Source organism: Pandoraea sp. PE-S2T-3 (assembly GCF_002179965.1).
Classification (GTDB): domain Bacteria; phylum Pseudomonadota; class Gammaproteobacteria; order Burkholderiales; family Burkholderiaceae; genus Pandoraea.
On record NZ_NGUQ01000018.1, the window covers coordinates 565,863 to 588,186 of the forward strand.

Here is a 22,324-nt window from a genome sequence, read left to right on the forward strand (position 1 = left end):
AGGTGGTCTATAATGCGAGGTCAATCGGGGGTTGGAGGGCGACTACGCGTTCGCCCGCATTACAAGATGAACCGTTTAGTCAAACTCTTACCTGCGTCCAACATCCTGCTTGGACTCTCCGTCACCAGCAAGAAGCGCGTCTTCGAGCAAGCCGGGCTCCTATTCGAGAGCAATGCCGGGCTCACTCGCGCTGTCATCACCGACAATCTTTTCGCGCGCGAGCGACTCGGCTCGACCGGACTCGGTGAAGGCGTGGCGATTCCGCATGGTCGAATCAAGGGCCTGAAGCATCCAATGGCGGCGTTCGTGCGCCTGGAAGCGCCGATCCCCTTCGAAGCCCCTGACGGCCAGCCGGTGTCCCTGCTGTTTTTCCTTCTGGTGCCCGAACAAGCCACCCAGCAACATCTCGAAATCCTGTCCGAAATCGCACAATTGCTTTCGGACCGATCGATGCGCGAGACGTTGTCGAATGCACCAAGCGCCGAAGACATTCATACGGCACTCGCGAACTGGCAGCCCTGAGCCCACACGCCAGACAAGCCCCGTAGCGTAGACCCCACACCCCCAACCGAACGAGGCGACGCGGTGGAACTGACCGGCATCAACGCGCAAAGCATTTTCGACGACAACGCCGCCACGCTGCGGCTGTCGTGGCTGACCGGCCATGAGGGGTGGGAGCGCGGCTTCACGCCGGAGAGCGTGGCCACCGCCACATCGAGCGCCGACCTTGTCGGTCACTTGAACCTCATCCACCCGAACCGTATTCAGGTGCTCGGCGAAGCCGAACTGCGCTACTACCAGCGCCTGACGGAAGAAAACCGCAAGCGTCATATGGGCGAGGTGATTGCGCTGGAGCCGCCGTTCCTCGTGGTCGCCGACGGCCTCGAAGCCCCGCCCGACCTCGTATTGCGCTGCACACGCTCGTCCACCCCGCTGTTCACCACCCCGCTCTCGACCGCTTCGGTCATCGATAGCCTGCGCCTGTACATTTCGCGTGTGTTCGCACCGCGTTGCACGATGCACGGCGTTTTTATCGACATTCTGGGCATGGGCGTGCTGCTGACGGGCGATTCGGGTCTTGGCAAGAGCGAGCTCGGTCTGGAACTGATCAGCCGTGGACACGGACTGGTCGCCGACGACGCCGTCGATTTCGTGCGTCTTGGACCCGATTTCGTCGAAGGCCGCTGTCCGCCGCTGTTGCAGAACCTGCTGGAAGTGCGCGGCCTCGGCCTGCTCGACATCAAGACGATCTTCGGTGAGACGGCCGTGCGCCGGAAAATGAAGCTCAAGCTGATCGTGCAACTGGTGCGCCGCCCCGATGGCGAATTCCAGCGCCTGCCGCTCGAAGCACAAACGGTCGACGTGCTCGGACTGCCCATCAACAAGGTGATCCTGCAAGTGGCGGCCGGGCGAAACCTCGCCGTGCTGGTCGAAGCCGCCGTGCGCAACACGATACTGCAACTGCGCGGTATCGATACGCTCAAGGACTTCATGGAGCGCCAGCGCCAGGCCATGCAGGACCCGGACGGCATGCAGGGCAAGCTGCTCTGAGCCTCAGCACCCTCTCGGCCAGCCCAATCCCCCGGGTTTACCGCAATTTCTGCTTTTTTCTGTCAACGCCGCGCGATTGCGGCGCGTTTTCTTTCATGTTGTAATCGCCACGCAGTCCTTCCCCTTGCGTGTCCGACCCTTATGGAGAGACGACCATGAAGAAAGCACTCGCTGCACTGCTCCTGCTGTCCCCGCTGCTCGCATCGCCCGTTTTCGCCCAAACGGCCTCGGCACCGGCGGCACCCAAGGCGAACTCGCAAAACAACAAGATGACCGCCTGCAATCAACAGGCCACCGGCAAAACCGGCGACGATCGCAAGGCGTTCATGAAGCAATGTCTGTCGGCCGCCGGCACCCCGGCACCTGCCGCCAAGCAAACCCAGCAAGACAAGATGAAGTCCTGCAACACGGCCGCCACCGGCAAGAAGGGCGACGACCGCAAGGCGTTCATGAAACAGTGCCTGTCGAGTCAACCGGCGGCCTGATACCCGGGCTTGCCAACGGTGTTCGCGAACGGCGCCCCCACGGGCGCCGTTTTCATTGATGCCCCGATCGCGCCCCAAATGAGCGAAAGCCTGAAAGCCGCGTGGAACCATTCACGCAATTTCAAGCCCGACACCCGAACGACACAATCGCTTACCATCATGGTTGTATCCGGGAAATGCCATGAAGATCGTATTGATTACCGGCGTTTCGGGTTCGGGCAAATCGCTCGCCCTGAACGTCCTCGAGGATGCGGGCTACTACTGCGTCGACAATCTGCCGTCGCGCTTTCTGCCTGAGCTCGCCGAATACCTCGAAACGCAGAACTACACACGTCTGGCCGTCGCCATCGATGCGCGCAGCGGCGGCTCGCTCGCCGATCTGCCGCCGATCGTCGGCGGCTTGCGCCGTTTCGGCCACGATGTGCGCGTGCTGTTCCTGAATGCCACCACGCAAACGCTGGTGCAACGCTTTTCGGAAACGCGCCGCCGCCATCCGCTCTCCGCCGCCTCGACCGATCCCGTGAATGCCAGCGGGTCGCTCGTGGAGGCCATCGAGAAAGAGCGCGAGATGCTCAACAGCGTGACCGAGCTGGGTCATCAGATCGACACGAGCAATCTGCGCGCAAGTGCATTGCGGCGCTGGATTCGCGAATTCGTGCAGCACGATCACACGGGCCTGACGCTGATGTTCGAATCGTTCGGGTTCAAGCACGGCGTGCCGCTCGATGCCGATCTCGTCTTCGACGTGCGCTCGCTGCCCAATCCGTACTACGACACACAACTACGGCCACTCACTGGCCGCGACCAGCCCGTCATCGACTTCCTTTCTGCGATTCCGGAAGTCGACGAGATGATCAATGACATCGGCGCGTATCTGCAAAAGTGGTTGCCGAGCTTCATGCGCGATAACCGCAGCTACCTGACCGTGGCCATCGGCTGCACCGGCGGACAGCACCGCTCGGTGTTCATCGCCGAAACGCTCGGCGAGCGCTTTCGCGCCGAGTCGAGCGTTCTGGTACGCCACCGCGAACTTGCGGACGGCGAAGGCGCCTGATCCACACCCAATCCGGTTGAATCAGGCCGGCAGTGACAATTGCCCGTCGCCGGGCGCAAGGGCTTCGGCAATCTTGCGGATCGGCGAGGGCAGACCGGCTCCCGCCACCTCCCCTGCACTCATCCACGCCTGCTGCGAGCCCGTTGCCGCGCTCGATTCGGCCGAATGGGCCATCGTCACCAGCCACGGGCGGAGATGCAGTTTGAAGTGCGTAAATACATGCGTGAGCCCGAGCAGCGGCACCATCGATCGCACCACGCCATGCGCGGCGCCCAACGTCGACGCGCGCGCGCCGATGCGGTCACGCAGTGCGGCGTCGTCGTCCTCGCGAGCATCGAGCGGCGGCGTGAGTTCCGGCAGGCTCCATAGCCCGCCCCAGATGCCGCTATCAGGGCGCCGTTCGAACAGCACCCGCTCACCGGCGCGAATCACCAGCACGTCCACGTAACGCTCCGGCTGGGCCTTTTTGGGTTTCGACGTCGGCAGCGTGCGCTCGCGCCCCGTCGCATGTGCGGCACAGTCGCTGTCGAACGGACATTCCTCGCAACGCGGCTTGCCGCGTCCGCACAACGTCGCGCCCAAATCCATCATGCCCTGCGTGTACGCCGGCAAATCGCGCTCGGGCAGCAGCGATTCCGCCAATGCCCACATCTCGCGCTCGATCTTCGGCGTTCCCGGAAAGCCTTCGATGCCGAAGACGCGCGCCAACACCCGCTTGACGTTGCCATCGAGAATCGCCGCGTGGGCGTCGTAGGCGAAGGCGGCAATGGCCGCCGCCGTCGAGCGGCCAATACCCGGCAGCGTAGCGAGCGTCTCGGGGTCGGACGGGAAGCGTCCGCCGTGCTCGGCCATCACGACCTGCGCGCAGCGATGTAGATTGCGGGCGCGGGAGTAGTAGCCGAGTCCGGCCCAGAGCGCCATGACATCGTCCTGCGGCGCGGCAGCGAGCGCCGCCACATCGGGGAATCGTTCGAGAAAGCGGGCGTAATACGGAATGACCGTCGCCACCTGCGTCTGCTGCAACATGATTTCCGAGAGCCAGATGCGGTAGGCGTCTCGTGTGTTTTGCCACGGCAGATCGTGGCGGCCGTGTTCGGCTTGCCACGCGATCAGGCGTTCGGCGAAGGTATCGGTCAACGTTTGGGGCATGGATATTCTTGTGGGGTCAGACGCGTTCATTTCTGGCAGTGCGGGCAGAAGAACGTGGAGCGCTGCTGCTGCACGATCTGACGGATCGGTGTGCCGCACACTCTGCACGGCTGCCCTGTCCGGTCGTAGACGAAGTATTCGAGTTGGAAATAGCCGCTTTTGCCATCGCTGCCGACAAAATCGCGCAACGTGCTGCCGCCTTTCTCGATCGCTGCGGCGAGCGTTTCTCGCACCGCAACGGCAAGCTTTTCGCAACGCGGACGCGAGAGCTTTCCGGCAGCGAGCCGCGGATTGATGCCCGCACGAAAGAGGCTTTCCGACGCGTAGATATTGCCCACGCCAACGACGATCGAGCCTGCCAGCAACGCTTGCTTGATGGCCACGGAGCGCCCGCGTGTGCCCGCGTAAAGCAGGTTGCCGTCGAACGCATCGGAAAACGGTTCGACACCGAGATTGGCGAGCAACGCATGACCGAGCACATCGCCGGCCGAACGCGGATGAAACAGCACGGCGCCGAAGCGGCGCGGATCGCGATAGCGCAACGCGCAGCGCTCGAACACGAGATCGATGTGATCGTGAATGCCGGCGACCGGCAACGCTTCCGGCTCGGGCAAGACGCGCAACGTCCCGGTCATGCCCAGATGCACCAGCAACCAGCCCGGCGCATATTCGAGCAGCAGGTATTTGCCGCGACGGGTCACGTCGATGAGCGTCTCGCCACGCAACAAGGCGTCGAGCCCAGCGGGCACCGGCCAGCGCAACGATGCATTGCGAACGTCGATGCGAGCGACGCGCGTGCCCGCCACATGCGGCGCAATGCCGCGGCGGGTGACTTCGACTTCGGGGAGTTCAGGCATGCCTGCGAACGTTTGCTGAGGATTTAGACTCTATTGTATCGGGCGCGCTACAATCGCTCGAAACCTGCCGTGGATCCCTATGCCGAACACTCGTCTCCCGTCCATTCTCACCGCTTCGAAGCCCCCGGTGGCCGTGCCTTCCCGTCTGCGCGGCGCCTTGGCGCGCGGTGCTTTGGCCGGTGCAACAGCGCTCGGCGTGACCTGCGCCAGCGCGATCATGGCATTTCTGCCATCTTCGAACGCGTTCGCCCAGACCGGTCAACCCGGCATCGCCCAGCCCGCACAACCGACCACACCGGCCGCACCCGCCGCTGCGCCGTCGAAGGCGGCGAAGCCGGGCGCAGCGAGCAAGGCAGGCGCGAACGCCGACGCCGATGCGGACAGCGAAGATGTTCCGCCCAACGCCGACGTTCCGAAAGAAAAGCTGCCGAACGTCGCGCTCACGAGCGAAATCGTGTTTGAAGTGACGGCCGCCGAACTAAGCCTGCAACAAGGCAACCTCGCGCCCGCCTTCAACACGTATGTCTCGCTCGCCAATCGCACGAAGGATCCGCGCATGGCGCGCCGCGCCGTCGAGATCGCACTCGGTGCACGCCAGCTCGGCGACGCCCTCGTCGCGGCCCGTTTGTGGCATCAGTTGGACCCGACGTGGCGTCCGGCGACGCAATTGCTGGCCAGCCTCGAAGTCGGCACCGGCCATCTCGCGGAAGCCGAGCCGTTGCTCACCGACGAGTTGAACAAGGTGCCGGAAGCGCGCCGCGGACAAGCCATTCTCGAGTTGCAGCAGATGATTGCGCGCAGCCCGGAACGTGCCACCGGCATCGAGTCGCTCAAGCGCCTGCTGGCGAACGATCTGCAACGCCCCGAAGCACAACTGGCACTGGCCCGCTCGCAACTCGACGCAGGCGACACCGCCGGCGCGCGCACCTCGCTCGAAACGGCACTCAAGTTGAAGCCGGATTACGAAGCGGCCGCGCTGCTTTATGGCCAGATGGGCCCTGAGGAGCGCGCGAGTGCCATTGCCGGCCTGAAGACGTTCCTCGACCGCAATCCGGATGCCAAGGAAGCGCGCTTCGCCTATGCCAAGCTGCTGCTCGCCGACAACCAGCTCGATACCGCGCAAAAGCAATTCGAGACGCTCGAGAAGCGCTATCCGCACGAGCTGTCGACGCTGATGGCGCTGGCGCTGCTCAACCTGCACGCCAAACACCCCGGCGCGGCCGAACGGTACTTGCAGAAGTACGCGACGGAAGCCGAACAGCAGAACACCGATGGCGCGCAAGCGTATGTGTATCTCGCGCAGATTGCGCAGGATCGCAAGGACTACCCGGCCGCCGACAAGTGGCTCTCGAAGATTCGCGAAGACAGCAACGCCTATCTGCCGGCGCAGATCGGGCGCGCGCAGTTGCTCGCCGATCAGGGCAAGGTCGAGGAAGGCCGCGCGTTGCTGCACGGGATCAAGTCGAGCGATCCGCGCGAGCAACTCGCGCTCAAGCGTGCCGAGTCCGATCTGCTCGTTAAGGCCAAGCGCTATGACGACGCCGAGAAGCTGCTCGCCGTCGAGGTCAAGGACCATCCGGACGATTCCGATTTGCTCTACCAGTACGGCATGGTCGCAGAGCTGAACAAGCATTACGAGGTCATGGAAAAGGCCATGCGCCGCGTGATGACGGCGCAGCCCGACAATGCGCAGGCCTACAACGCGCTGGGCTACTCGCTCACCGAGCGCAATACGCGCCTGCCGGAAGCGCTCAAGCTGTTGCAGAAAGCGTCGTCGCTCGCACCGGACGATCCGTACATCATGGACAGCCTCGCCTGGGTGAAGTACCGCCTTGGCGACAAGACGCAAGCGCTCGAATTGCTGCGCCGGGCGTACGGCATTCAGGCGCAGGCCGAAATCGGCGCGCACCTGGGCGAAGTGCTGTGGGAAAGCGGCCAGCAGGACGAAGCCCGCAAGACCTGGCGCGAAGCACTCAAGGTCGATAGCGACGACGACACGCTGCGCTCGACGATGAAGCGTTACAACGTCACACCGTAATGCTGCGATACCGGCGTCGCGAGCCCTTCCTCGCGGCGCCTTTCTTTTTGCTGACGATGTCCCGTTTGCCCCAACTGCCCTTGTTCCGTTTCGATCTCTCGATGTTGCCGCGCCCGCGTCTGACGATGCGGGCCGCCGGCATGGCGCTCGCCATCTCCGCCGCCGTACTCGGCAGCGGGTGTGCGAGCCTCGCACCGCCCGCCCCGATCGCGCAGGCCGAAGGCACCAGCGTGGAGCATTACCGGGGACGTTTCTCGATTCGATTCGAACAGAACGGCGAAGCGCGCAATACGTACGGCAATTTCGACTGGCAGCAAAGCGGCGACAACGCCACCGTGCAATTGCTCGATCCGCTTGGGCAGACACAGGCGATCGTGCGGCAGACCCCCCGTGGCGCCACGCTCGAATTGCCGGGCAAGGCACCGCTGACCGGCCCGCGTCTCGAAGACGTGATGCACGACGCCCTCGGCTTCGCCCTGCCGGTCGGCGGCATGCGCTACTGGCTGCACATGCAGGGCGCACCGGGTTCGCAGGCGACGATCGAACGCGATCCGCAGACGCAACGCCCGACGCGCCTCGTGCAGGACGGCTGGACCATCGACTATCAGGCGTATTTCGACACCACGCCCCTGCGCGTGAAACGCATCGACCTCGCGCGCGACCTCGATGGCTCGCCGCTAGCGGTACGGCTCGTGATTGACGAGTAAGCCAAAACCCGCAAAAAAAGGGGGCGCCCGCGACTCGCGAAGGCACCTCGCGCCCTCTTCCGCGCGTCGCCGCCTGCGGTGCTATCCTTGGCGCCTCCTGCTCAGACGGTTAGGCGCTAACCGCGAGCACACGATTCCCCGGTTTCCGGCTACCAGCTACCGGCTACTGCCGTTAGCCCTCACAACGCATTGCCATGTACGAAATCCTGCGTGATTGCCCGGCTCCGGCCAAGTTGAACCTGTTCCTGCACATCGTGGGACGCCGGCCCAATGGCTATCACGAACTGCAAACCGTTTTCCAGCTGATCGACTGGGCCGATACGCTGCATTTCGAGCGTCGCGACGACGGCAAGATCGTGCATACGACCCCGCTGCCCGGCGTGCCACCCGAGACCGATCTGACGGTACGGGCCGCGCGGCTGCTTCAGGAACACTGCGGGGTGCGGTTCGGCGTGGATATCGGCATCGAGAAGCGCCTGCCGGCCGGTGGCGGCATCGGCGGCGGCAGCTCGGACGCCGCAACCACCCTGCTCGCCCTCAATCGCATGTGGCAGCTCGATCTGCCGCGCGCCGAACTCCAGACGCTCGCGCTCAAACTCGGTGCCGACGTGCCGTTCTTCGTGTTCGGGCGCAATGCGTTCGCCGAGGGGCTCGGCGAGCAAATGCAGGCCGTGGATCTACCGCAACGGCACTTTCTGGTCGTCAACCCGCGGGTACACGTCGCAACCGATAAGATTTTTCGTGATCCCCTGTTGACAAGGGATTCGAACGTCGTCACAATGGCGTTCTTTCTTGAGCACGCCAACAAAAACGTGTTCGAAACGGATGAAATTTTCCGTAACGACATGCAGGCGGTAGTCACTCGAGAATACGCGGAAGTCGCTGCTGTGATTGACTGGTTCAGAACCTTCACCACAGCTCGCATGACGGGATCCGGTGCCAGCGTGTTTGCAGCATTCGACACGAAGGCAGAAGCGGAAGCGGCATGTAAGCGATTGCCAGAGCGCTGGCTGGGTCAAGTGACCGCCGGTCTGGCCGAACACCCGTTGTTCGCATTTGCGTGAAAAAGTTTTACTTTGCTGCGTTCCTACGACGCAACAAAGGCATCGGTTAGTGTAGGGGAGTCGCCAAGTTGGTTAAGGCACCGGATTTTGATTCCGGCATACGAGGGTTCGAGTCCTTCCTCCCCTGCCAATTTCTCTGTCGTTCAGTCTCAGCATCAATACGTCCCGCAGGTAGCCAGATGAGTAGTGATAACCTAATGGTATTCACCGGGAACGCCAATCCCGCCCTGGCCCAAGAGGTCGTCAACACTCTCGGCATCCCGCTCGGCAAGGCCATGGTCAGCCGATTCTCGGATGGCGAGATTCAAGTCGAAATCCAGGAAAACGTGCGCGGCAAGGACGTCTTCGTCCTCCAGTCGACGTGTGCTCCGACCAACGACAATCTGATGGAACTGCTGATCATGGTCGACGCGCTCAAGCGCGCTTCTGCCGGCCGGATCACTGCTGCCATCCCGTATTTCGGCTATGCCCGTCAAGATCGTCGCCCCCGTTCGGCGCGCGTGGCGATCTCGGCGAAGGTCGTAGCCAACATGCTGCAAATCGCGGGCGTCGAGCGCATCATCACGATGGACCTGCACGCCGACCAGATTCAGGGTTTCTTCGATATCCCGGTCGACAACATTTACGCCTCGCCGCTGCTGCTGGCTGACGTGCGCAAGCAAAATCACGAAAACCTGCTGGTGGTTTCGCCGGACGTCGGCGGCGTGGTGCGTGCCCGTGCACTCGCGAAGCAACTGCATTGCGATCTGGCCATCATCGACAAGCGTCGTCCGAAGGCCAATGTGGCCGAAGTGATGAACATCATCGGTGAAGTCGACGGCCGTACGTGCGTGATCATGGACGACATGGTCGACACCGCCGGCACGCTCTGCAAGGCAGCGCAAGTGCTCAAGGAACGCGGCGCACAGAAGGTCTATGCCTACTGTACGCACCCGGTGCTCTCGGGTGGCGCAGCAGAGCGCATCAACGCGTCGGCGCTCGACGAAGTGGTCGTGACGGATACGATTCCGCTGCGCGACGACTCGAAGGGCGGCAAGATTCGCCAGTTGAGCTGCGCTGGCCTGCTCGCCGAAACGTTCTCGCGTATCCGTCGTGGCGACTCGGTGATGTCGCTGTTCGCGGAGTAAGCGTTCAGTAGAATTTTTGCGACGGCGCCTGTGTGGCGCCGTTGTCATGTCGGCGGGGAGCGTTTTCCCCGCCTTTGTCGTTCCTGAAATCCGTGTTTTTTGCACGGAAAAGTTCAGGAAGAAATCGCCACCTGGTCGCGGGTGGTACAAGGAGTTGTTATGAAAGTCGTCGCTTTTGAGCGTAATCTGCAAGGTACGGGTGCGAGCCGCCGCCTGCGCAATGCCGGCAAGACCGCAGGCATCGTGTACGGTGGTAACGTTGATCCGCAACTGATCGAACTCGATCACAACGCACTGTGGCACGCCCTGCGTAAAGAAGCTTTCCACTCGTCGATTCTCGACCTGGAAATCGCTGGCAAGTCGGAACAAGTGCTGCTGCGCGATGTGCAGTACCACCCGTTCAAGCAACTGGTTCTGCACGTGGATTTCCAACGTGTCGACGCCACCAAGGCAATTCACGTGAAGGTGCCCCTGCACTTCCTGGGCGCTGAAGAATCGCCCGCAGTGAAGCTGTCGGCCAACGTGATCAGCCACATCGTGAACGACCTCGACATCAGCTGCCTGCCGGGCAAGCTGCCGGAATTCCTGGAAGTCGATCTGTCGAAGCTGGCTGCTGGTCAAACCGTGCATGCCAAGGACGTCAAGCTGCCGGAAGGCGTGACGCTCGTGCTGCACGTCGAGCAAGAAAACCCGGTCGTGGCGCAAGCCGTTCAACCGGCGGGCGCTGCTGCTGATGAAGCTGCTGCCCCGGCTGCCGAAGGCGAAACGCCGGCTGCCTAAGCCTGCGAGTTGTCCTTCAGCGGCGACGCTGGACGCAAAACCCGCCGCGACGTCATGTCCCGGCGGGTTTTTTTATTGCGGTGCGCCTATCCTGCGTAGGTTGCACACAAGATCTGATACCGAAATGATCAAGCTGATCGTAGGGCTCGGCAATCCGGGCGCCGAATACACCGCCACCCGGCACAACGCCGGCTTCTGGTTTGTCGACGCATTGGCGCAGCAAAGCGGCGCCTCGCTGTCGAACCAGAAGAGCTTTCATGGCTATGCGGCCCGCGCACGCATCGCCGGCAGCGAGGTCTGGCTGCTCGAACCCCAGACGTTCATGAACCGCTCAGGGCAGTCGGTGGTGGCCCTCGCGCGCTTCTACAAGATTCTGCCGGACGAAATCCTCGTCGTGCACGATGAACTCGATCTGCCGCCCGGTGGCGTCAAACTCAAACGCGGTGGCGGCAGTGGCGGCCATAACGGACTGAAGGACATTGCCGCGCATCTGACGACGCCTGATTTCTGGCGCCTGCGCCTGGGCATCGGCCATCCGCGTACGCTGCAACCGGCGGGCAGTCAGCAGCAGGTGGTGGACTTTGTGCTGAAGCCGCCACGCAAGGAAGAACAGGCGCAAATCGACGACGCGATGTCGCGCTCGCTCGACATCGTCGATCTCGTCGTGAAAGGTGAGATGGAAAAGGCGATGATGCGCCTGCACGCCACGCCGGGAAAATAAGCAACCCGGCGTATCAGGCCAGCTTGTCCGCTTGCAGGTGGGTGTACTTCGCGAGCAATTGCGCCGGCGTCTCGACGTGTTCCGGATTGATCGGAATGCACTCTACCGGACACACCTGCACGCACTGCGGTTCATCGAAGTGCCCGACACACTCGGTGCACTTGTTCGGGTCGATCTCATAAATCTCGACCCCCATCGAAATTGCGTCGTTCGGGCACTCTGGCTCACACACGTCGCAATTGATGCATTCATCGGTAATCATCAAGGCCATACGGCACCTCCAGCTGTATCGCGACGCCGGCCCGCCATCCGAGTCAAACCTCGGGCCAGACCCGGGGCCAGACCGGCGCGCACGATACTCATCCCTTCGCCGACAGATCGCCGACTTTCGTCACCAGCCACTTCTCGACGGAAGGGAACACAAACTTGCTGACATCGCCGCCCAGTTGTGCGATCTCGCGCACGATCGTGCCCGAGATGAACTGGTACTGGTCAGACGGCGTCATGAACATCGTTTCCACGTCGGGCAGCAGATACCGGTTCATGCCGGCCATCTGGAACTCGTACTCGAAGTCGGACACGGCACGCAGCCCGCGCACGATCACGCGCGCCTGGTGCTTGCGCACGAAGTCCTTGAGCAGCCCGGAAAACCCTTCGACCGTCACGTTCGGATAGTGCCCAAGCACCTCGCGCGCGATGTCGATGCGCTCTTCCAGCGTGAAGAACGGCTTCTTGTTGCGACTGTCGGCAACACCGACGATGAGCTTGTCGAAAATGCCCGCCGCACGGCGAACCAGATCTTCGTGCCCTCGGGTCAGCGGGTCGAACGTCCCCGGATAGATCGCCACTACCATGCCAACGTCTCCTCGCGGCTGGGGACCGTTACTACGTACTTGTTCATTGTGGTCTCTAGGTTTTCGGAATCGATTCAAGCAAATGATAATGCACCGCTCCGGCTTTCGCCCGGCGCACACACACTAGCCCCAGTGCCGCCAGCGCTTCGTCGTCGAGCGGCGCGTCGGATTCAGCATAGATCACGCCGTTGGGCGCCAGCAGGCGGGCCGCAGGGGCCAGCAGGTCGGCCAGCCAGCCACTCGCGAACGGCGGATCGAGAAACACCACGTCGAAAGCCCCGGGTGCGAGTGTGGTTATCAGACGCCGCGCGTCGGCCTGCACGATCTCGACCTGATCGGCGGCGAGCTTGGCCTGATTGGCGCGTAGCTGACGCACGGCCGGTGCGGCGTACTCGACCATCAGCACACGGGCCGCACCTCGCGAGGCCGCCTCAAAGCCCAGCGCGCCACTGCCCGCAAAGGCATCGAGGCAACGCAGGCCGTCGAGATCTTGTCCAAGCCAATTGAACAGCGTTTCGCGCACACGATCCGGCGTGGGGCGCAGGCCGTCACCGGGCGGCACGGGCAGCGGCGTACGCTTCCACTGACCGCCAATGATGCGTACCTGCTGCGGCGCGCCGCGTGCGACGTTTCCGGAACCTGACTTCATGCCGCGCTCCGGCGTGCTGCGTTGACTGCGGTGTTGGTGACGCGAGCGACAGCTGCGACGGCGGCATCGGCGTGCGATGCGGCACCGGCACCAGCGTTATGCGCGGCCAAAGTGTCCAAATAGTGAGATCGCGCGCAGGGTTGCGCGCGCTGGTCGTCCAAATTCATGGTAATTCACGCTACATTGTTGAGGCGAAACATACCACATCGCCCGTAAGACTTGCCCCCTGTGGTCTCGAAGGGGCATGCCAGACGACAGGAGACCCCCGAATTCGCCATGACCGATGCCGCCATCGAGGTAACCGAACTCTGCAAGGCCTATGACGGACGCCCCGTCGTCGATCACTTGTCGCTGCACGTCGCGCCCGGCGAGTGTTTCGGGCTGCTAGGGCCCAACGGCGCGGGCAAGACCACGACGCTGCGCATGCTGCTGGGCCTCGTCACCCCCGACGCCGGGGAGATCCGCCTCGGCGGCCTGTCGGTCCCCAGACTCGCCCCGGAAGCCCGCCGCCGTATCGGCGTGGTGCCGCAGTTCGACAATCTCGACCCCGACTTCACCGTGCGCGAGAATCTGGCAATTTTCGGGCGCTATTTCGGACTCTCCTCCGCCGAAGTGCGCGAACGGGTGCCCGCCCTGCTCGCCTTTGCGCGGCTCGAATCGAAGGCCGATGCACGCGTCGGGCAACTCTCGGGCGGGATGAAGCGACGCCTCACACTCGCCCGCGCGCTCATCAACAACCCCGATCTGCTGCTGCTCGACGAGCCGACGACGGGGCTCGACCCGCAAGCGCGCCATCTGATCTGGGAGCGGCTCAAGTCGCTGATGAATGAGGGCAAGACGATCCTGCTCACCACGCACTTCATGGAAGAGGCCGAGCGTCTGTGCCATCGCCTGTGCGTGATCGATGCTGGTCGCAAGATCGCCGAAGGCACGCCACCCGAGCTGGTCGCGCGCGAAATCGGTTGCGACGTGGTCGAAGTCTTCGGCGATGTGCCGCACGCACTGCTGGCACACCTTGCGCCCTTGGCCGAGCGCATCGAGACGAGCGGCGAGACGCACTTCTGTTACGTACTCGACGCTACCCCGATCGTGAACGCGCTGCGCGACCAGCCCGGTGTGCGTTATCTGCATCGGCGCGCCAATCTGGAAGACGTCTTCCTCAAACTCACCGGACGGGAGATGCGCGATGACTGAGGCCGATCGCCAGCACCAGACCGAACGCGTGACAACGCCCACCCACCGGCCAGAGACGCCGCGCTACCTCCCCGGCCTCACCCCGTGGACCGGCGTATGGCGGCGCAACTTTCTCGTCTGGCGCAAGCTGGCCATTGCGTCGATGTTCGGCAATCTGGCCGACCCGATGATCTATCTGTTCGGGCTCGGGTTCGGGCTGGGCATGATGGTCGGGAATGTGGACGGCACGTCCTATATCGCGTTTCTCGCCGCGGGCACGGTCGGCTCCAGCGTGATGTTTTCCGCGAGCTTCGAATCGATGTACTCGGGCTTCTCGCGCATGCATGTGCAGCGCACCTGGGAAGCGCTCATGCACACGCCGCTGACGCTGGGCGACGTTGTACTCGGCGAAGTGGCCTGGGCGGCCAGCAAAGCGGTGCTCTCGGGCCTCGCGATCCTGCTGGTGGCCAGCGTCCTCGGCTACGCGCGGCTCGACGCCCTGCCGGTTGTGCTGCCCGCGGTGGTGCTCGCCGGTTTCGCGTTCGCGAGTCTGGCGATGGTCATGACCGCACTCGCGCCGAGTTACGACTTCTTCATGTTCTATCAGACGCTCGTCATGACGCCGATGTTGCTGCTCTCCGGGGTGTTCTTCCCGTTGTCGCAACTCCCGGCGGCCGCGCGTCATGTCACCGAATGGTTGCCCCTCGCCCATGCGATCGCGTTGATTCGGCCCGCCATGCTCGGACGCGCCATCGACCAGCCATGGCTGCACGTGGCCGCCCTAGTCGCCTATGCGGTGATCGCGTTTGCAATTGCCCTGACGTTGCTGCGCCGGCGAATCTTGCGATAGCACCAATCACGCTGATACCTCAATAACGCAAAAAGCGCCTTCGAACTTCCTGCGCAAGAAAAAACGGCACCGGAAATATCCCGGTGCCGTTTTTCGTACCGCGTGAACCGACCCGCAGTGTTACTTCGCTTTCGGGCCCGCTGCCGCAGCGCCACTTGCCGCTGCACCCGCACTCGCAGCACCGAACACATTGCCCGGGCCAACGACAACAGTCACCAGCCGCTCAGGTTGCACGTGACGCGCAAACGCGTCCTTCACCTGCGCAGCCGTCACCGCCTTGACCTTGTCGGTCCACGTGTCGAGATAGTCGAGCGGCAGGTTGTAGAAACCGATCGCGGCCACGCTCGCCAAGAGCTTGCGATTGCTGTCCAGACGCAGCGGGAAACCGTTGATCAGGTTGTCCTTCGCGGCCTGCATCTCGGCGTCAGTCGGGCCTTCCTGTACGAACTTGCCCAACGTCTCGCGGACCACCTTCAACGCTTCAGGGGCCTGCTCGCGACGCGTCTGCAAGCTGATCTCGAACGGACCTTCCTGCAACTGCGGAACAAACATGCTCGTGACACCGTACGTCAGCCCGCGCTTCTCGCGCACTTCCGCTGTGAGTCGCGACACGAATCCGCCGCCACCCAGCACATAGTTACCGACGAGCAGCGCGAAGTAGTCGGGGTCGCTGCGCGCCACCGACGCCTGACCGCTCACGATATGCGCCTGCTCTGCCGGGTGCGGCAGATCGATCTGCATGGCATTGCGCAGCGCCGCCACCGGTGGCATGGCCGGCGGCTGAATGCCCGCAGGCATGGCGTCGGTCAGCGTCGCCACCAGCTTCTCGGCCTGCGCACGATCGATGTCGCCGACGATGGTGACCACCGCACGCTTCGGACTGAACATGTCGCGATAGAAGCGCACGAGATCGTCACGCTTGACCGCATTCACGCTCGCCACCGTAGCGCTCACGCCATACGGATGGCTGCCATAGATCGCGCTGCGGAAGGCCTTCTCGGCGATGGCTTCGGGCTTGGTGTTGGCCTCGGCAATCGCGGCGGACAGGCGCGCGGCCTCACGCTTGAGCACGGCCTCGGGGAACGTCGGATGTTGCAGGAATTGCGCCATCGTACTGACGGCAGCGTCGCGCTCGGCCGCCGACGATAGCGTGCGCATCGTGACGGTCGCGGCATCACGCCCCGCGCTCGTCGCTTCCATCGCGCCTACATCGGCAAAGCGGTCGGCAATCTGCGCCTCGGTCAGTGCCGGGCGGCCATTGACTGCCATCGCGCCCGAATCAAGCAATCCGGCAGTGAGCAGCGCCAGCCCGGATTTGCCGGGCGGATCGTAACGGCTGCCCGCATCGAAATCGATGTTCAGATCGAGCATCGGAATCGAATGGCTCTCCACGAGCAGCACTTTGGCGCCGGAAGGCGCCGTCCAGGTCTGGATCGGCAGTGCCGCGAGTGCCGTCGTCGGCATGGCTGCCGCAGCGGCAACAGCGCCCACGCAGGCAGGCAGGACAAACGCACGCAGTAGTGCGGTAATTTTCATCATCGGGTGGCCTCTTAGCGCATGTTCTTCAGGTCTTCCGCCCCTTGGGCGCGGCGCTTGCGTGTCGCCTCGTCCACGGGCTGCGGCACCAGCGTGGCCACCGTCAGCGTGTCGTCGCCGAAGTACTTGCCCGCCACCGCCTGCACCTGTGCCGGCGTGACCGCCTTCACCTTCTCGAGCATGCGATCGATCTGCCGCCACGAGATGCCCGACATTTCGTTGAGACCGATCTCCATCGCCTGACCGAACACCGAGTCACGCTTGTAGATCTGCCCCGCAATGACCTGCGCCTTCACGCGCTTGAGTTCCTCGTCGGTCACACCATGCGCCGCAATGTCGGCGACCTGAGCACGCAACGCCTTCTCGATCTGCTCGGGCGTCTTGCCCTGTGCGGGCGTGCCGTCGAGGATGAAGAACTGCGGGCCGCGACCCACGCCGTCGTAACCGGCACCCACGTCGTTGGCGATGCGTTGCTCGCGCACGAGACGGCTCGTCAGCCGTGCGTTGCCGTAGCCGTCGAGCACCGCCGCCAGCACTTGCAACGCATAGACGTCGTCATCCTTCTCGACGTCCGTCAGACGCGGCGCGCGCCACGCCAGCATCACGTTCGGGTTCTCGGCGGGGGCCTTCACGAACACACGGCGCACGCCCAGTTGGGCAGGCTCGTTCTGCGGCCGGCGCTCGGGCAGCGTGTGCGACTTGATCGGGCCGTAGTACTGCTCGGCCCAGCGGCGCACCTGCTGCGGATCGACGTCGCCACTCACGACTACGACCGCATTGTTCGGCGCATACCAGCGCTCGTACCACGCGCGCGTATCGTCGACGGTCATGTGCTGGAGATCGTCCATCCAGCCCACGATCGGCCGGCGGTACGGGTTGGCCACCAATGCCGATGCCATCAGTTGCTCGTAAAGCAACGCGCGCGGCTGGTCGTCGGTGCGCAGCCGCCGCTCTTCCATCACCACCTGAATCTCTTTGGCGAACTCGTCGGCCGTGAGCGTCAGGTTAGCCATACGATCGGCTTCGAGACGCATCATGTCGGGCAGGCGCGACTTCTCGGTCTGCTCGAAGAAGCCCGTGTAGTCCTTGCTGGTGAACGCGTTCTCACGGCCGCCGAGCGCGGCGACCTGGCGCGAGAACTGGCCCGGGCCGACCGTCTTCGTGCCCTTGAACATCATGTGCTCGAGCGCGTGAGCCACGCCCGTCGTGCCGTTGAACTCGTCGAGCGAGCCCGCGCGGTACCAGACCACATGCGCGACCGTCGGTGCCCGATGGTCTTCGCGCACGATCAGCCGTAGCCCGTTGGAGAGCGTGAATTCGGAAGTGTTGTCCGTCGTTTTGCTGCCGGTAGTGTCGGCGGCATGGCCCAGGCTTATCACCCCGGCCAAGGTCAGACCGGCCAAGGCGTGAAGCCAGCGCATGGTTCCTCTCATGGATCCCCTCATGAATTCCCTTTTGCCCTTGATGGACGTCGAGACGCGTCTGATAAAATACGTCGCATTTCCCGCGCCGGAAACGCGACCGCCCATTGTAGGGCGTTTTGCCCGGCGCGAATGGCACGACAAATCAGAGACGTCTCCGAGCGCGCTCCCCACGCCAAGTTCCTCACTCCATGTTCAGTTTCTTCAAGCGTTTCACGTCGGGCGGTAACAAATCCGCCGAGCCGAGCCCCGCATCGCCCGTCGAAAACGCGTCCGATGAGGCCGCGGCAAAGGCCGCCGCCGAGGTCGCCTCCGCCGCACCGGCGGCGCCCGTGGTGCCGCCAGCCCCTGTCACGGCCCCTGCCGCCCCGGCAGCGCCCGCCGCTGCGCCGAATGTTCCGCAAAGCGCCCCGGTCCGTGACGCCGAAGCGTCAGAAACGCCGGCGTTGTCTGAAACGCCTGTGGCGAATGTCCCTAATCCGGTGACGATTGCGCCGGAAGTCGAACCAGAAGCCGAGCTGGCACCTGAACCGGCATTCGAACCGGAAGTTGAAACCGCACCGGCCCCGGCCCCGGCCCCCGTCGTCGTCAAGGACGACAGCGGCGAGGCTATCGGCGAAATCGTGGCCGCTCCCGCCGCAGCGCCCGCTGCCAAGCGTTCATGGCTCACGCGCCTGAAGGCCGGGCTGTCGAAGACCAGCGCAGGGCTCACCGGCATCTTCGTCGGCGTGAAGGTCGATGAGAATCTATTCGAGGAACTGGAAGGCGCGCTGCTGATGAGCGACGCAGGTGTCGAAGCCACCACGTTCCTGATCGACGCGCTGCGCAAGAAGGTCAAGGCGGAACGTCTGACCGAAGGCGAACAGGTCAAGCGCGCGCTGCACGACCTGCTGGTCGAGTTGCTTTCGCCGCTGGAACAGAGCCTCGTGCTCGGGCGCGAAGCACCGCTGGTGGTGATGATCGCGGGCGTGAACGGTGCCGGCAAGACCACCAGCATCGGCAAGCTCGCCAAGCACTTCCAGAGCTATGACCAGTCGGTGCTGCTCGCTGCGGGCGATACTTTCCGCGCCGCCGCGCGCGAGCAACTGACGATCTGGGGCGAGCGCAACAACGTCGCGGTCGTCTCGCAGGAAAGCGGCGACCCGGCCGCCGTGGTGTTCGACGCCGTGAGCGCCGCCCGCGCCCGCAAGATCGACATCGTGATGGCAGACACTGCCGGGCGTCTGCCCACGCAGTTGCATCTGATGGAAGAGCTCAAGAAGATCAAGCGCGTGCTCGGCAAGGCCGCCGACGGCGCACCGCACGAAGTGCTGCTCGTCATCGACGCCAACACCGGCCAGAATGCGCTCGCGCAGGTCAAGGCGTTCGACGACGCACTGCAACTCACCGGCCTCATCGTCACCAAACTCGACGGCACGGCCAAGGGCGGTATCCTCGCCGCCATTGCCCGCCAGCGCCCGGTGCCGGTCTACTTCATCGGCGTGGGTGAAAAGGTCGAAGACCTGCAACCGTTCTCGGCACGCGAGTTCTCCGACGCACTGCTCGGGTAAGTCGATTCGCCGCCGCGCCAGAAAAAACGGCCCGCACTCATCGAGTAGCGGGCCGTTTTTGTTTTCTACGCGCAGCTTCAACGCACATCAGGCCGCGCACCAGCACGCCGCCTCACCCCATCACAACTGCTGCGCGATCAGCCCTGCGCAGAGCCCCCACATCATCACGCCGACGATGCCGTCGAGAATCTGCCACGCCCGCGCGCGGGAGAACAGCGGGGCGAGCAATCGCGCGCCGTAGCCCAGCGTGGTGAACCACAGCACGGACGCCGTCATCGCCCCCGCCGCAAACCACGCATTCCCCGGTGCGGGCTCGCGCGCACCGATGCCGCCGAGCAGAATCACCGTATCGAGATACACGTGCGGATTGAGCAGCGAGAGCATCAGCACCAGCACGAGTGCGCGCTGCCACGTCATGTCTTGCGTCGCCACACGGCTGCCGTCGGCCTGTAGCGCGCCAGTGCCGCGAAACGCCGCCCGCCACGCACGCAGCCCATACCAGAACAGAAACGCCGCACCGCCCCACGTGACCGCCGTCAGAAAGCGCGGATAGGCCGCAATCAGCCCGCCCATGCCTGCCACCCCGGCCGCGATGAGTGCCATGTCGCAAACGGCGCAGACCGCGACAGCGAGGCCTACGTGACGCTTCAGAATGCCCTGACGCAGGACAAATGCGTTTTGCGCGCCAATCGCAATGATGAGGCTGGCGCCGAGCGCCATGCCCCGCCAGAAAGCCGGATCGATCATCGAAGCACTTACTCTGCGTCGGGTTGCGCTTCAGGCGTGGCGCGCTGAAAGGCGTCGAGCGTGAGGCAATGCGCGTTCACCGCCGAAATGCGCGGGAACGGCGTCATGTCGATCTTGAAACGATTCGCGTTGTAGATCTGCGGTACGAGGCAGCAATCGGCCAGCGTCGGCGTGTCACCGAACGTGAACTTGCCGGGCGTCGGCTGCGCTTGCAGACGCGCTTCGAGCGCCGTCAGCCCTTCGATCACCCAGTGCACGTACCACGCGTTCTTCTGCGCTTCGGTCACGCCGAGGTCGTGCTTCAGGTAACGCAGCACGCGCAGATTGTCGATCGGATGGATATCTGCCGCGATATCGAGCGCCAGCGCACGCACCTGCGCCCGGGCCACCGGGTCAGCCGGCAGCAATGCGGGCGTCGGGTGAATGTCTTCCAGATACTCGATGATCGCGAGCGACTGGTGGATGTTCACGTCGCCATCGACAAATGTCGGCACCAGTGCATTGACGTTGAGCGCGCGATACGCGGGCTTGAGTTGTTCGCCACCGTCGCGCACGAGATGCACCGGCACGGTGTCGTAATCGAGGCCCTTCAGATTGAGTGCGATCCGCACGCGATAGGCGGCGGAACTGCGGAAATAGCTGTACAGCGTGGACATGGCGTTCCTCAAAGACGGGATATTCCGGGTAAGCAGGCGGCGGGACGTTCGGCGGAGGTCGTAGCCGTATGTTGCGTGGCACTCGCCACGCCCCGCACAGACACGAGATGGTACTTGAAGCGCCGCCCGCTGCAACACCTGATTGCGTATGATGGAAGCCTGTCTTCGCCGCTATCTGTGCCCTGAATGTGCCGTGAATGTGCCCGGCTTGCACCCGATATGTGCGCTGTAGCGCAGTCCGAAGCCCCCGATTCCCCATCACCTCGAATCTCTGACGCGTCATGACCACTGCTGCTCCGTTTGCCTGCGCACCGCTGCTCAAAACCATCGCCCGAGGAGCAAAGGGCGCGCGGCCGCTGAGCGCCGACGAGACACGTACGCTGTTCGATGCGATTCTCGCGGATCGCGTGGCACCCGCGGAGCTTGGCGGCGTGTTGATTGCCTACCGCATCAAGGGCGAAACGCCGGTGGAATTGCGTGCGATGCTCGACGCCGCCCACGCCACGTTCACGCCGCTCAAGGCCCCCGGCGATGCGCCGCCGCCGGTGCTGCTGCCGAGTTACAACGGCGCACGCAAACAACCCAATCTCACGCCGCTGCTGGCGCTGCTGCTCGCCCGCGAGGGCATTCCGGTGCTCGTCCACGGACAGCATCATAGCGGGGCGAATCGCGTGGGGACGCAGGCCATTTTTGCCGCGCTGGGCCACGCAGCTTGCCAATCGGGTGCCGAGGCCGAAGCGGCGCTGCGCGCCCGCCGCGTCGCCTATCTGCCGATTGCCGCATTGTCACCCGGCCTCGAACGCTTGCTGGAAATGCGCGCCGCACTGGGCGTTCGGAATTCCGGGCACACGGTCGTGAAGTTGCTCCAGCCGTTCGCCGGACCGGCGTTGCGGCTGGTGAATTACACCCACCCGGAATACAAGGAAACACTCGGCGAGATGTTCGCCGACGCGGCCAACAGCCCGGCGCCCGGTGTGCTGCTCGCCCGCGGCACCGAAGGCGAACCGGTCGCCGATGCCCGCCGTCAGGGCGCGATCGACGGCTTCTCCGATGGCGTACCCCGTGCGTGGCAAGCCGCCGAAGAAGGTGCCTCGGGCACACCGCCCGCCCTGCCCGCCGCTGATGCCGAGGCAACCGCCCGCTGGATCGAGGCCGTGCTGGCCGGCGACGTCACCATTCCGGCCCCCATCGCACGGCAGGTCGAGGTGATCCGGCTGGCACTGGGCGTCAACGGCTGAATGAGCGGCGGTCAATCGGCCTGCACAGGCGACGGTTGGCCGACATTCGAGCGCAACGTATCGCCGTCGTTCGAAATCCGGGGATATTGGGTTTTTCTGCAAAAAATCCGATATTTC

23 protein-coding genes and 1 tRNA gene are annotated in these 22,324 nt (G+C 63.8%); 15 read left to right on the forward strand and 9 right to left on the reverse strand.

Features of this window, described 5'->3' with window-relative positions; genetic code table 11:
* The first annotated feature begins 66 nt into the window (after positions 1-66).
* From ptsN to rapZ, 4 genes are all read left to right on the forward strand, one after another.
* Positions 67-522: a PTS IIA-like nitrogen regulatory protein PtsN gene (gene ptsN / locus CDV46_RS17950; RefSeq protein ID WP_058377147.1), complete on the forward strand. Its 456-nt coding sequence runs from the start codon at positions 67-69 to the stop codon at positions 520-522.
* A 63-nt stretch (positions 523-585) separates the two neighbouring features.
* Positions 586-1,551, forward strand: a complete 966-nt coding sequence (gene hprK / locus CDV46_RS17955; RefSeq protein ID WP_058377146.1) for an HPr(Ser) kinase/phosphatase — start codon at positions 586-588, stop codon at positions 1,549-1,551.
* Positions 1,552-1,706: 155 nt separating this feature from the next.
* Complete coding sequence (locus tag CDV46_RS17960) at positions 1,707-2,036, forward strand: PsiF family protein (protein ID WP_087689883.1); 330 nt, start codon at positions 1,707-1,709, stop codon at positions 2,034-2,036.
* Between the two features lie 181 nt (positions 2,037-2,217).
* Complete coding sequence (gene rapZ, locus CDV46_RS17965) at positions 2,218-3,090, forward strand: RNase adapter RapZ (protein WP_087689885.1); 873 nt, start codon at positions 2,218-2,220, stop codon at positions 3,088-3,090.
* A 21-nt stretch (positions 3,091-3,111) separates the two neighbouring features.
* Here the strand turns inward: rapZ and mutY are convergent, their stop codons facing one another.
* Together mutY and mutM are read right to left on the reverse strand one after the other, a co-directional pair.
* A complete protein-coding gene (gene mutY / locus CDV46_RS17970) occupies positions 3,112-4,239 on the reverse strand; it encodes an A/G-specific adenine glycosylase (RefSeq protein ID WP_254916103.1) in 1,128 nt (375 codons plus the stop codon).
* 26 nt (positions 4,240-4,265) lie between these two features.
* Positions 4,266-5,096 carry a bifunctional DNA-formamidopyrimidine glycosylase/DNA-(apurinic or apyrimidinic site) lyase gene (gene mutM / locus CDV46_RS17975; protein ID WP_087689888.1) on the reverse strand — a complete coding sequence of 277 codons (831 nt, stop codon included), beginning with the start codon at positions 5,094-5,096 and terminating at the stop codon, positions 4,266-4,268.
* A 79-nt stretch (positions 5,097-5,175) separates the two neighbouring features.
* Here mutM and CDV46_RS17980 point away from each other — a divergent pair, with 79 nt between their 5' ends.
* The 7 genes from CDV46_RS17980 to pth all read left to right on the forward strand — a co-directional run bounded on the left by CDV46_RS17980 (position 5,176) and on the right by pth (position 11,533).
* On the forward strand, positions 5,176-7,134 hold the full coding sequence (locus tag CDV46_RS17980) for a tetratricopeptide repeat protein (RefSeq protein WP_087724019.1): 1,959 nt from the start codon (positions 5,176-5,178) through the stop codon (positions 7,132-7,134).
* Between the two features lie 65 nt (positions 7,135-7,199).
* The gene (locus tag CDV46_RS17985; RefSeq protein ID WP_254916104.1) at positions 7,200-7,841 is read left to right on the forward strand and encodes an outer membrane lipoprotein LolB; all 642 of its coding nucleotides are present in this window, start codon (positions 7,200-7,202) and stop codon (positions 7,839-7,841) included.
* Positions 7,842-8,035: 194 nt separating this feature from the next.
* Positions 8,036-8,905 carry a 4-(cytidine 5'-diphospho)-2-C-methyl-D-erythritol kinase gene (gene ispE, locus CDV46_RS17990; RefSeq protein WP_087689892.1) on the forward strand — a complete coding sequence of 290 codons (870 nt, stop codon included), beginning with the start codon at positions 8,036-8,038 and terminating at the stop codon, positions 8,903-8,905.
* Positions 8,906-8,958: 53 nt separating this feature from the next.
* Positions 8,959-9,035: transfer RNA gene (locus CDV46_RS17995), tRNA-Gln, on the forward strand.
* A 49-nt stretch (positions 9,036-9,084) separates the two neighbouring features.
* Positions 9,085-10,032 carry a ribose-phosphate pyrophosphokinase gene (locus CDV46_RS18000; RefSeq protein ID WP_058377138.1) on the forward strand — a complete coding sequence of 316 codons (948 nt, stop codon included), beginning with the start codon at positions 9,085-9,087 and terminating at the stop codon, positions 10,030-10,032.
* A gap of 159 nt (positions 10,033-10,191) precedes the next feature.
* Complete coding sequence (locus CDV46_RS18005; RefSeq protein ID WP_087689894.1) at positions 10,192-10,812, forward strand: 50S ribosomal protein L25/general stress protein Ctc; 621 nt, start codon at positions 10,192-10,194, stop codon at positions 10,810-10,812.
* A gap of 124 nt (positions 10,813-10,936) precedes the next feature.
* Positions 10,937-11,533, forward strand: coding sequence for an aminoacyl-tRNA hydrolase (pth, locus tag CDV46_RS18010; protein ID WP_058377136.1), 597 nt, complete (start codon positions 10,937-10,939; stop codon positions 11,531-11,533).
* Positions 11,534-11,546: 13 nt separating this feature from the next.
* Here pth and CDV46_RS18015 read toward each other — a convergent pair whose 3' ends face one another.
* The 3 genes from CDV46_RS18015 to rsmD all read right to left on the reverse strand — a co-directional run bounded on the left by CDV46_RS18015 (position 11,547) and on the right by rsmD (position 13,036).
* A complete protein-coding gene (locus tag CDV46_RS18015) occupies positions 11,547-11,804 on the reverse strand; it encodes a YfhL family 4Fe-4S dicluster ferredoxin (RefSeq protein ID WP_087689896.1) in 258 nt (85 codons plus the stop codon).
* Positions 11,805-11,892: 88 nt separating this feature from the next.
* A complete protein-coding gene (gene coaD / locus CDV46_RS18020; protein ID WP_058377134.1) occupies positions 11,893-12,387 on the reverse strand; it encodes a pantetheine-phosphate adenylyltransferase in 495 nt (164 codons plus the stop codon).
* A 55-nt stretch (positions 12,388-12,442) separates the two neighbouring features.
* Positions 12,443-13,036, reverse strand: a complete 594-nt coding sequence (gene rsmD, locus CDV46_RS18025) for a 16S rRNA (guanine(966)-N(2))-methyltransferase RsmD (protein WP_087689898.1) — start codon at positions 13,034-13,036, stop codon at positions 12,443-12,445.
* Positions 13,037-13,312: 276 nt separating this feature from the next.
* Between rsmD and nodI the strand changes: the two genes are divergently transcribed.
* Both nodI and CDV46_RS18035 read left to right on the forward strand, forming a co-directional pair.
* Positions 13,313-14,230 carry a nodulation factor ABC transporter ATP-binding protein NodI gene (nodI, locus tag CDV46_RS18030; protein ID WP_087724020.1) on the forward strand — a complete coding sequence of 306 codons (918 nt, stop codon included), beginning with the start codon at positions 13,313-13,315 and terminating at the stop codon, positions 14,228-14,230.
* Complete coding sequence (locus CDV46_RS18035; protein ID WP_087689902.1) at positions 14,223-15,059, forward strand: ABC transporter permease; 837 nt, start codon at positions 14,223-14,225, stop codon at positions 15,057-15,059. The genes nodI and CDV46_RS18035 overlap by 8 nt, the downstream gene beginning before the upstream one ends.
* Before the next feature lie 120 nt (positions 15,060-15,179).
* Here the strand turns inward: CDV46_RS18035 and CDV46_RS18040 are convergent, their stop codons facing one another.
* Positions 15,180-16,598 carry a M16 family metallopeptidase gene (locus tag CDV46_RS18040; RefSeq protein WP_087724023.1) on the reverse strand — a complete coding sequence of 473 codons (1,419 nt, stop codon included), beginning with the start codon at positions 16,596-16,598 and terminating at the stop codon, positions 15,180-15,182.
* An 11-nt stretch (positions 16,599-16,609) separates the two neighbouring features.
* Entirely contained in the window at positions 16,610-18,016 is a 1,407-nt protein-coding gene (locus tag CDV46_RS18045; RefSeq protein WP_237172050.1) for a M16 family metallopeptidase, read from the reverse strand.
* 191 nt (positions 18,017-18,207) lie between these two features.
* Here CDV46_RS18045 and ftsY point away from each other — a divergent pair, with 191 nt between their 5' ends.
* Entirely contained in the window at positions 18,208-19,566 is a 1,359-nt protein-coding gene (gene ftsY / locus CDV46_RS18050) for a signal recognition particle-docking protein FtsY (RefSeq protein WP_087724025.1), read from the forward strand.
* A gap of 120 nt (positions 19,567-19,686) precedes the next feature.
* Here ftsY and CDV46_RS18055 read toward each other — a convergent pair whose 3' ends face one another.
* Both CDV46_RS18055 and maiA read right to left on the reverse strand, forming a co-directional pair.
* Complete coding sequence (locus CDV46_RS18055; protein ID WP_087724028.1) at positions 19,687-20,313, reverse strand: LysE/ArgO family amino acid transporter; 627 nt, start codon at positions 20,311-20,313, stop codon at positions 19,687-19,689.
* A gap of 8 nt (positions 20,314-20,321) precedes the next feature.
* A complete protein-coding gene (gene maiA / locus CDV46_RS18060; protein ID WP_087724030.1) occupies positions 20,322-20,969 on the reverse strand; it encodes a maleylacetoacetate isomerase in 648 nt (215 codons plus the stop codon).
* 281 nt (positions 20,970-21,250) lie between these two features.
* On the opposite strand from maiA, the gene ybiB reads away from it, so the two are divergent.
* Entirely contained in the window at positions 21,251-22,207 is a 957-nt protein-coding gene (ybiB, locus tag CDV46_RS18065) for a DNA-binding protein YbiB (protein WP_087689911.1), read from the forward strand.
* Positions 22,208-22,324: the final 117 nt, after the last annotated feature.

What these genes read in the sequence shown, in the direction of transcription:
- ptsN (WP_058377147.1), top strand. Translation starts at nt 67, where the DNA reads ATGAACCGTTTAGTCAAACTCTTACCTGCGTCCAACATCCTGCTTGGA.
- CDV46_RS17960 (WP_087689883.1), top strand. Translation starts at nt 1,707, where the DNA reads ATGAAGAAAGCACTCGCTGCACTGCTCCTGCTGTCCCCGCTGCTCGCA.
- rapZ (WP_087689885.1), top strand. Translation starts at nt 2,218, where the DNA reads ATGAAGATCGTATTGATTACCGGCGTTTCGGGTTCGGGCAAATCGCTC.
- mutY (WP_254916103.1), bottom strand. Translation starts at nt 4,239, where the DNA reads ATGCCCCAAACGTTGACCGATACCTTCGCCGAACGCCTGATCGCGTGG.
- mutM (WP_087689888.1), bottom strand. Translation starts at nt 5,096, where the DNA reads ATGCCTGAACTCCCCGAAGTCGAAGTCACCCGCCGCGGCATTGCGCCG.
- CDV46_RS17980 (WP_087724019.1), top strand. Translation starts at nt 5,176, where the DNA reads ATGCCGAACACTCGTCTCCCGTCCATTCTCACCGCTTCGAAGCCCCCG.
- ispE (WP_087689892.1), top strand. Translation starts at nt 8,036, where the DNA reads ATGTACGAAATCCTGCGTGATTGCCCGGCTCCGGCCAAGTTGAACCTG.
- CDV46_RS18000 (WP_058377138.1), top strand. Translation starts at nt 9,085, where the DNA reads ATGAGTAGTGATAACCTAATGGTATTCACCGGGAACGCCAATCCCGCC.
- CDV46_RS18005 (WP_087689894.1), top strand. Translation starts at nt 10,192, where the DNA reads ATGAAAGTCGTCGCTTTTGAGCGTAATCTGCAAGGTACGGGTGCGAGC.
- pth (WP_058377136.1), top strand. Translation starts at nt 10,937, where the DNA reads ATGATCAAGCTGATCGTAGGGCTCGGCAATCCGGGCGCCGAATACACC.
- CDV46_RS18015 (WP_087689896.1), bottom strand. Translation starts at nt 11,804, where the DNA reads ATGGCCTTGATGATTACCGATGAATGCATCAATTGCGACGTGTGTGAG.
- coaD (WP_058377134.1), bottom strand. Translation starts at nt 12,387, where the DNA reads ATGGTAGTGGCGATCTATCCGGGGACGTTCGACCCGCTGACCCGAGGG.
- rsmD (WP_087689898.1), bottom strand. Translation starts at nt 13,036, where the DNA reads ATGAAGTCAGGTTCCGGAAACGTCGCACGCGGCGCGCCGCAGCAGGTA.
- nodI (WP_087724020.1), top strand. Translation starts at nt 13,313, where the DNA reads ATGACCGATGCCGCCATCGAGGTAACCGAACTCTGCAAGGCCTATGAC.
- CDV46_RS18035 (WP_087689902.1), top strand. Translation starts at nt 14,223, where the DNA reads ATGACTGAGGCCGATCGCCAGCACCAGACCGAACGCGTGACAACGCCC.
- CDV46_RS18040 (WP_087724023.1), bottom strand. Translation starts at nt 16,598, where the DNA reads ATGATGAAAATTACCGCACTACTGCGTGCGTTTGTCCTGCCTGCCTGC.
- CDV46_RS18045 (WP_237172050.1), bottom strand. Translation starts at nt 18,016, where the DNA reads ATGCGCTGGCTTCACGCCTTGGCCGGTCTGACCTTGGCCGGGGTGATA.
- ftsY (WP_087724025.1), top strand. Translation starts at nt 18,208, where the DNA reads ATGTTCAGTTTCTTCAAGCGTTTCACGTCGGGCGGTAACAAATCCGCC.
- CDV46_RS18055 (WP_087724028.1), bottom strand. Translation starts at nt 20,313, where the DNA reads ATGATCGATCCGGCTTTCTGGCGGGGCATGGCGCTCGGCGCCAGCCTC.
- maiA (WP_087724030.1), bottom strand. Translation starts at nt 20,969, where the DNA reads ATGTCCACGCTGTACAGCTATTTCCGCAGTTCCGCCGCCTATCGCGTG.
- ybiB (WP_087689911.1), top strand. Translation starts at nt 21,251, where the DNA reads ATGACCACTGCTGCTCCGTTTGCCTGCGCACCGCTGCTCAAAACCATC.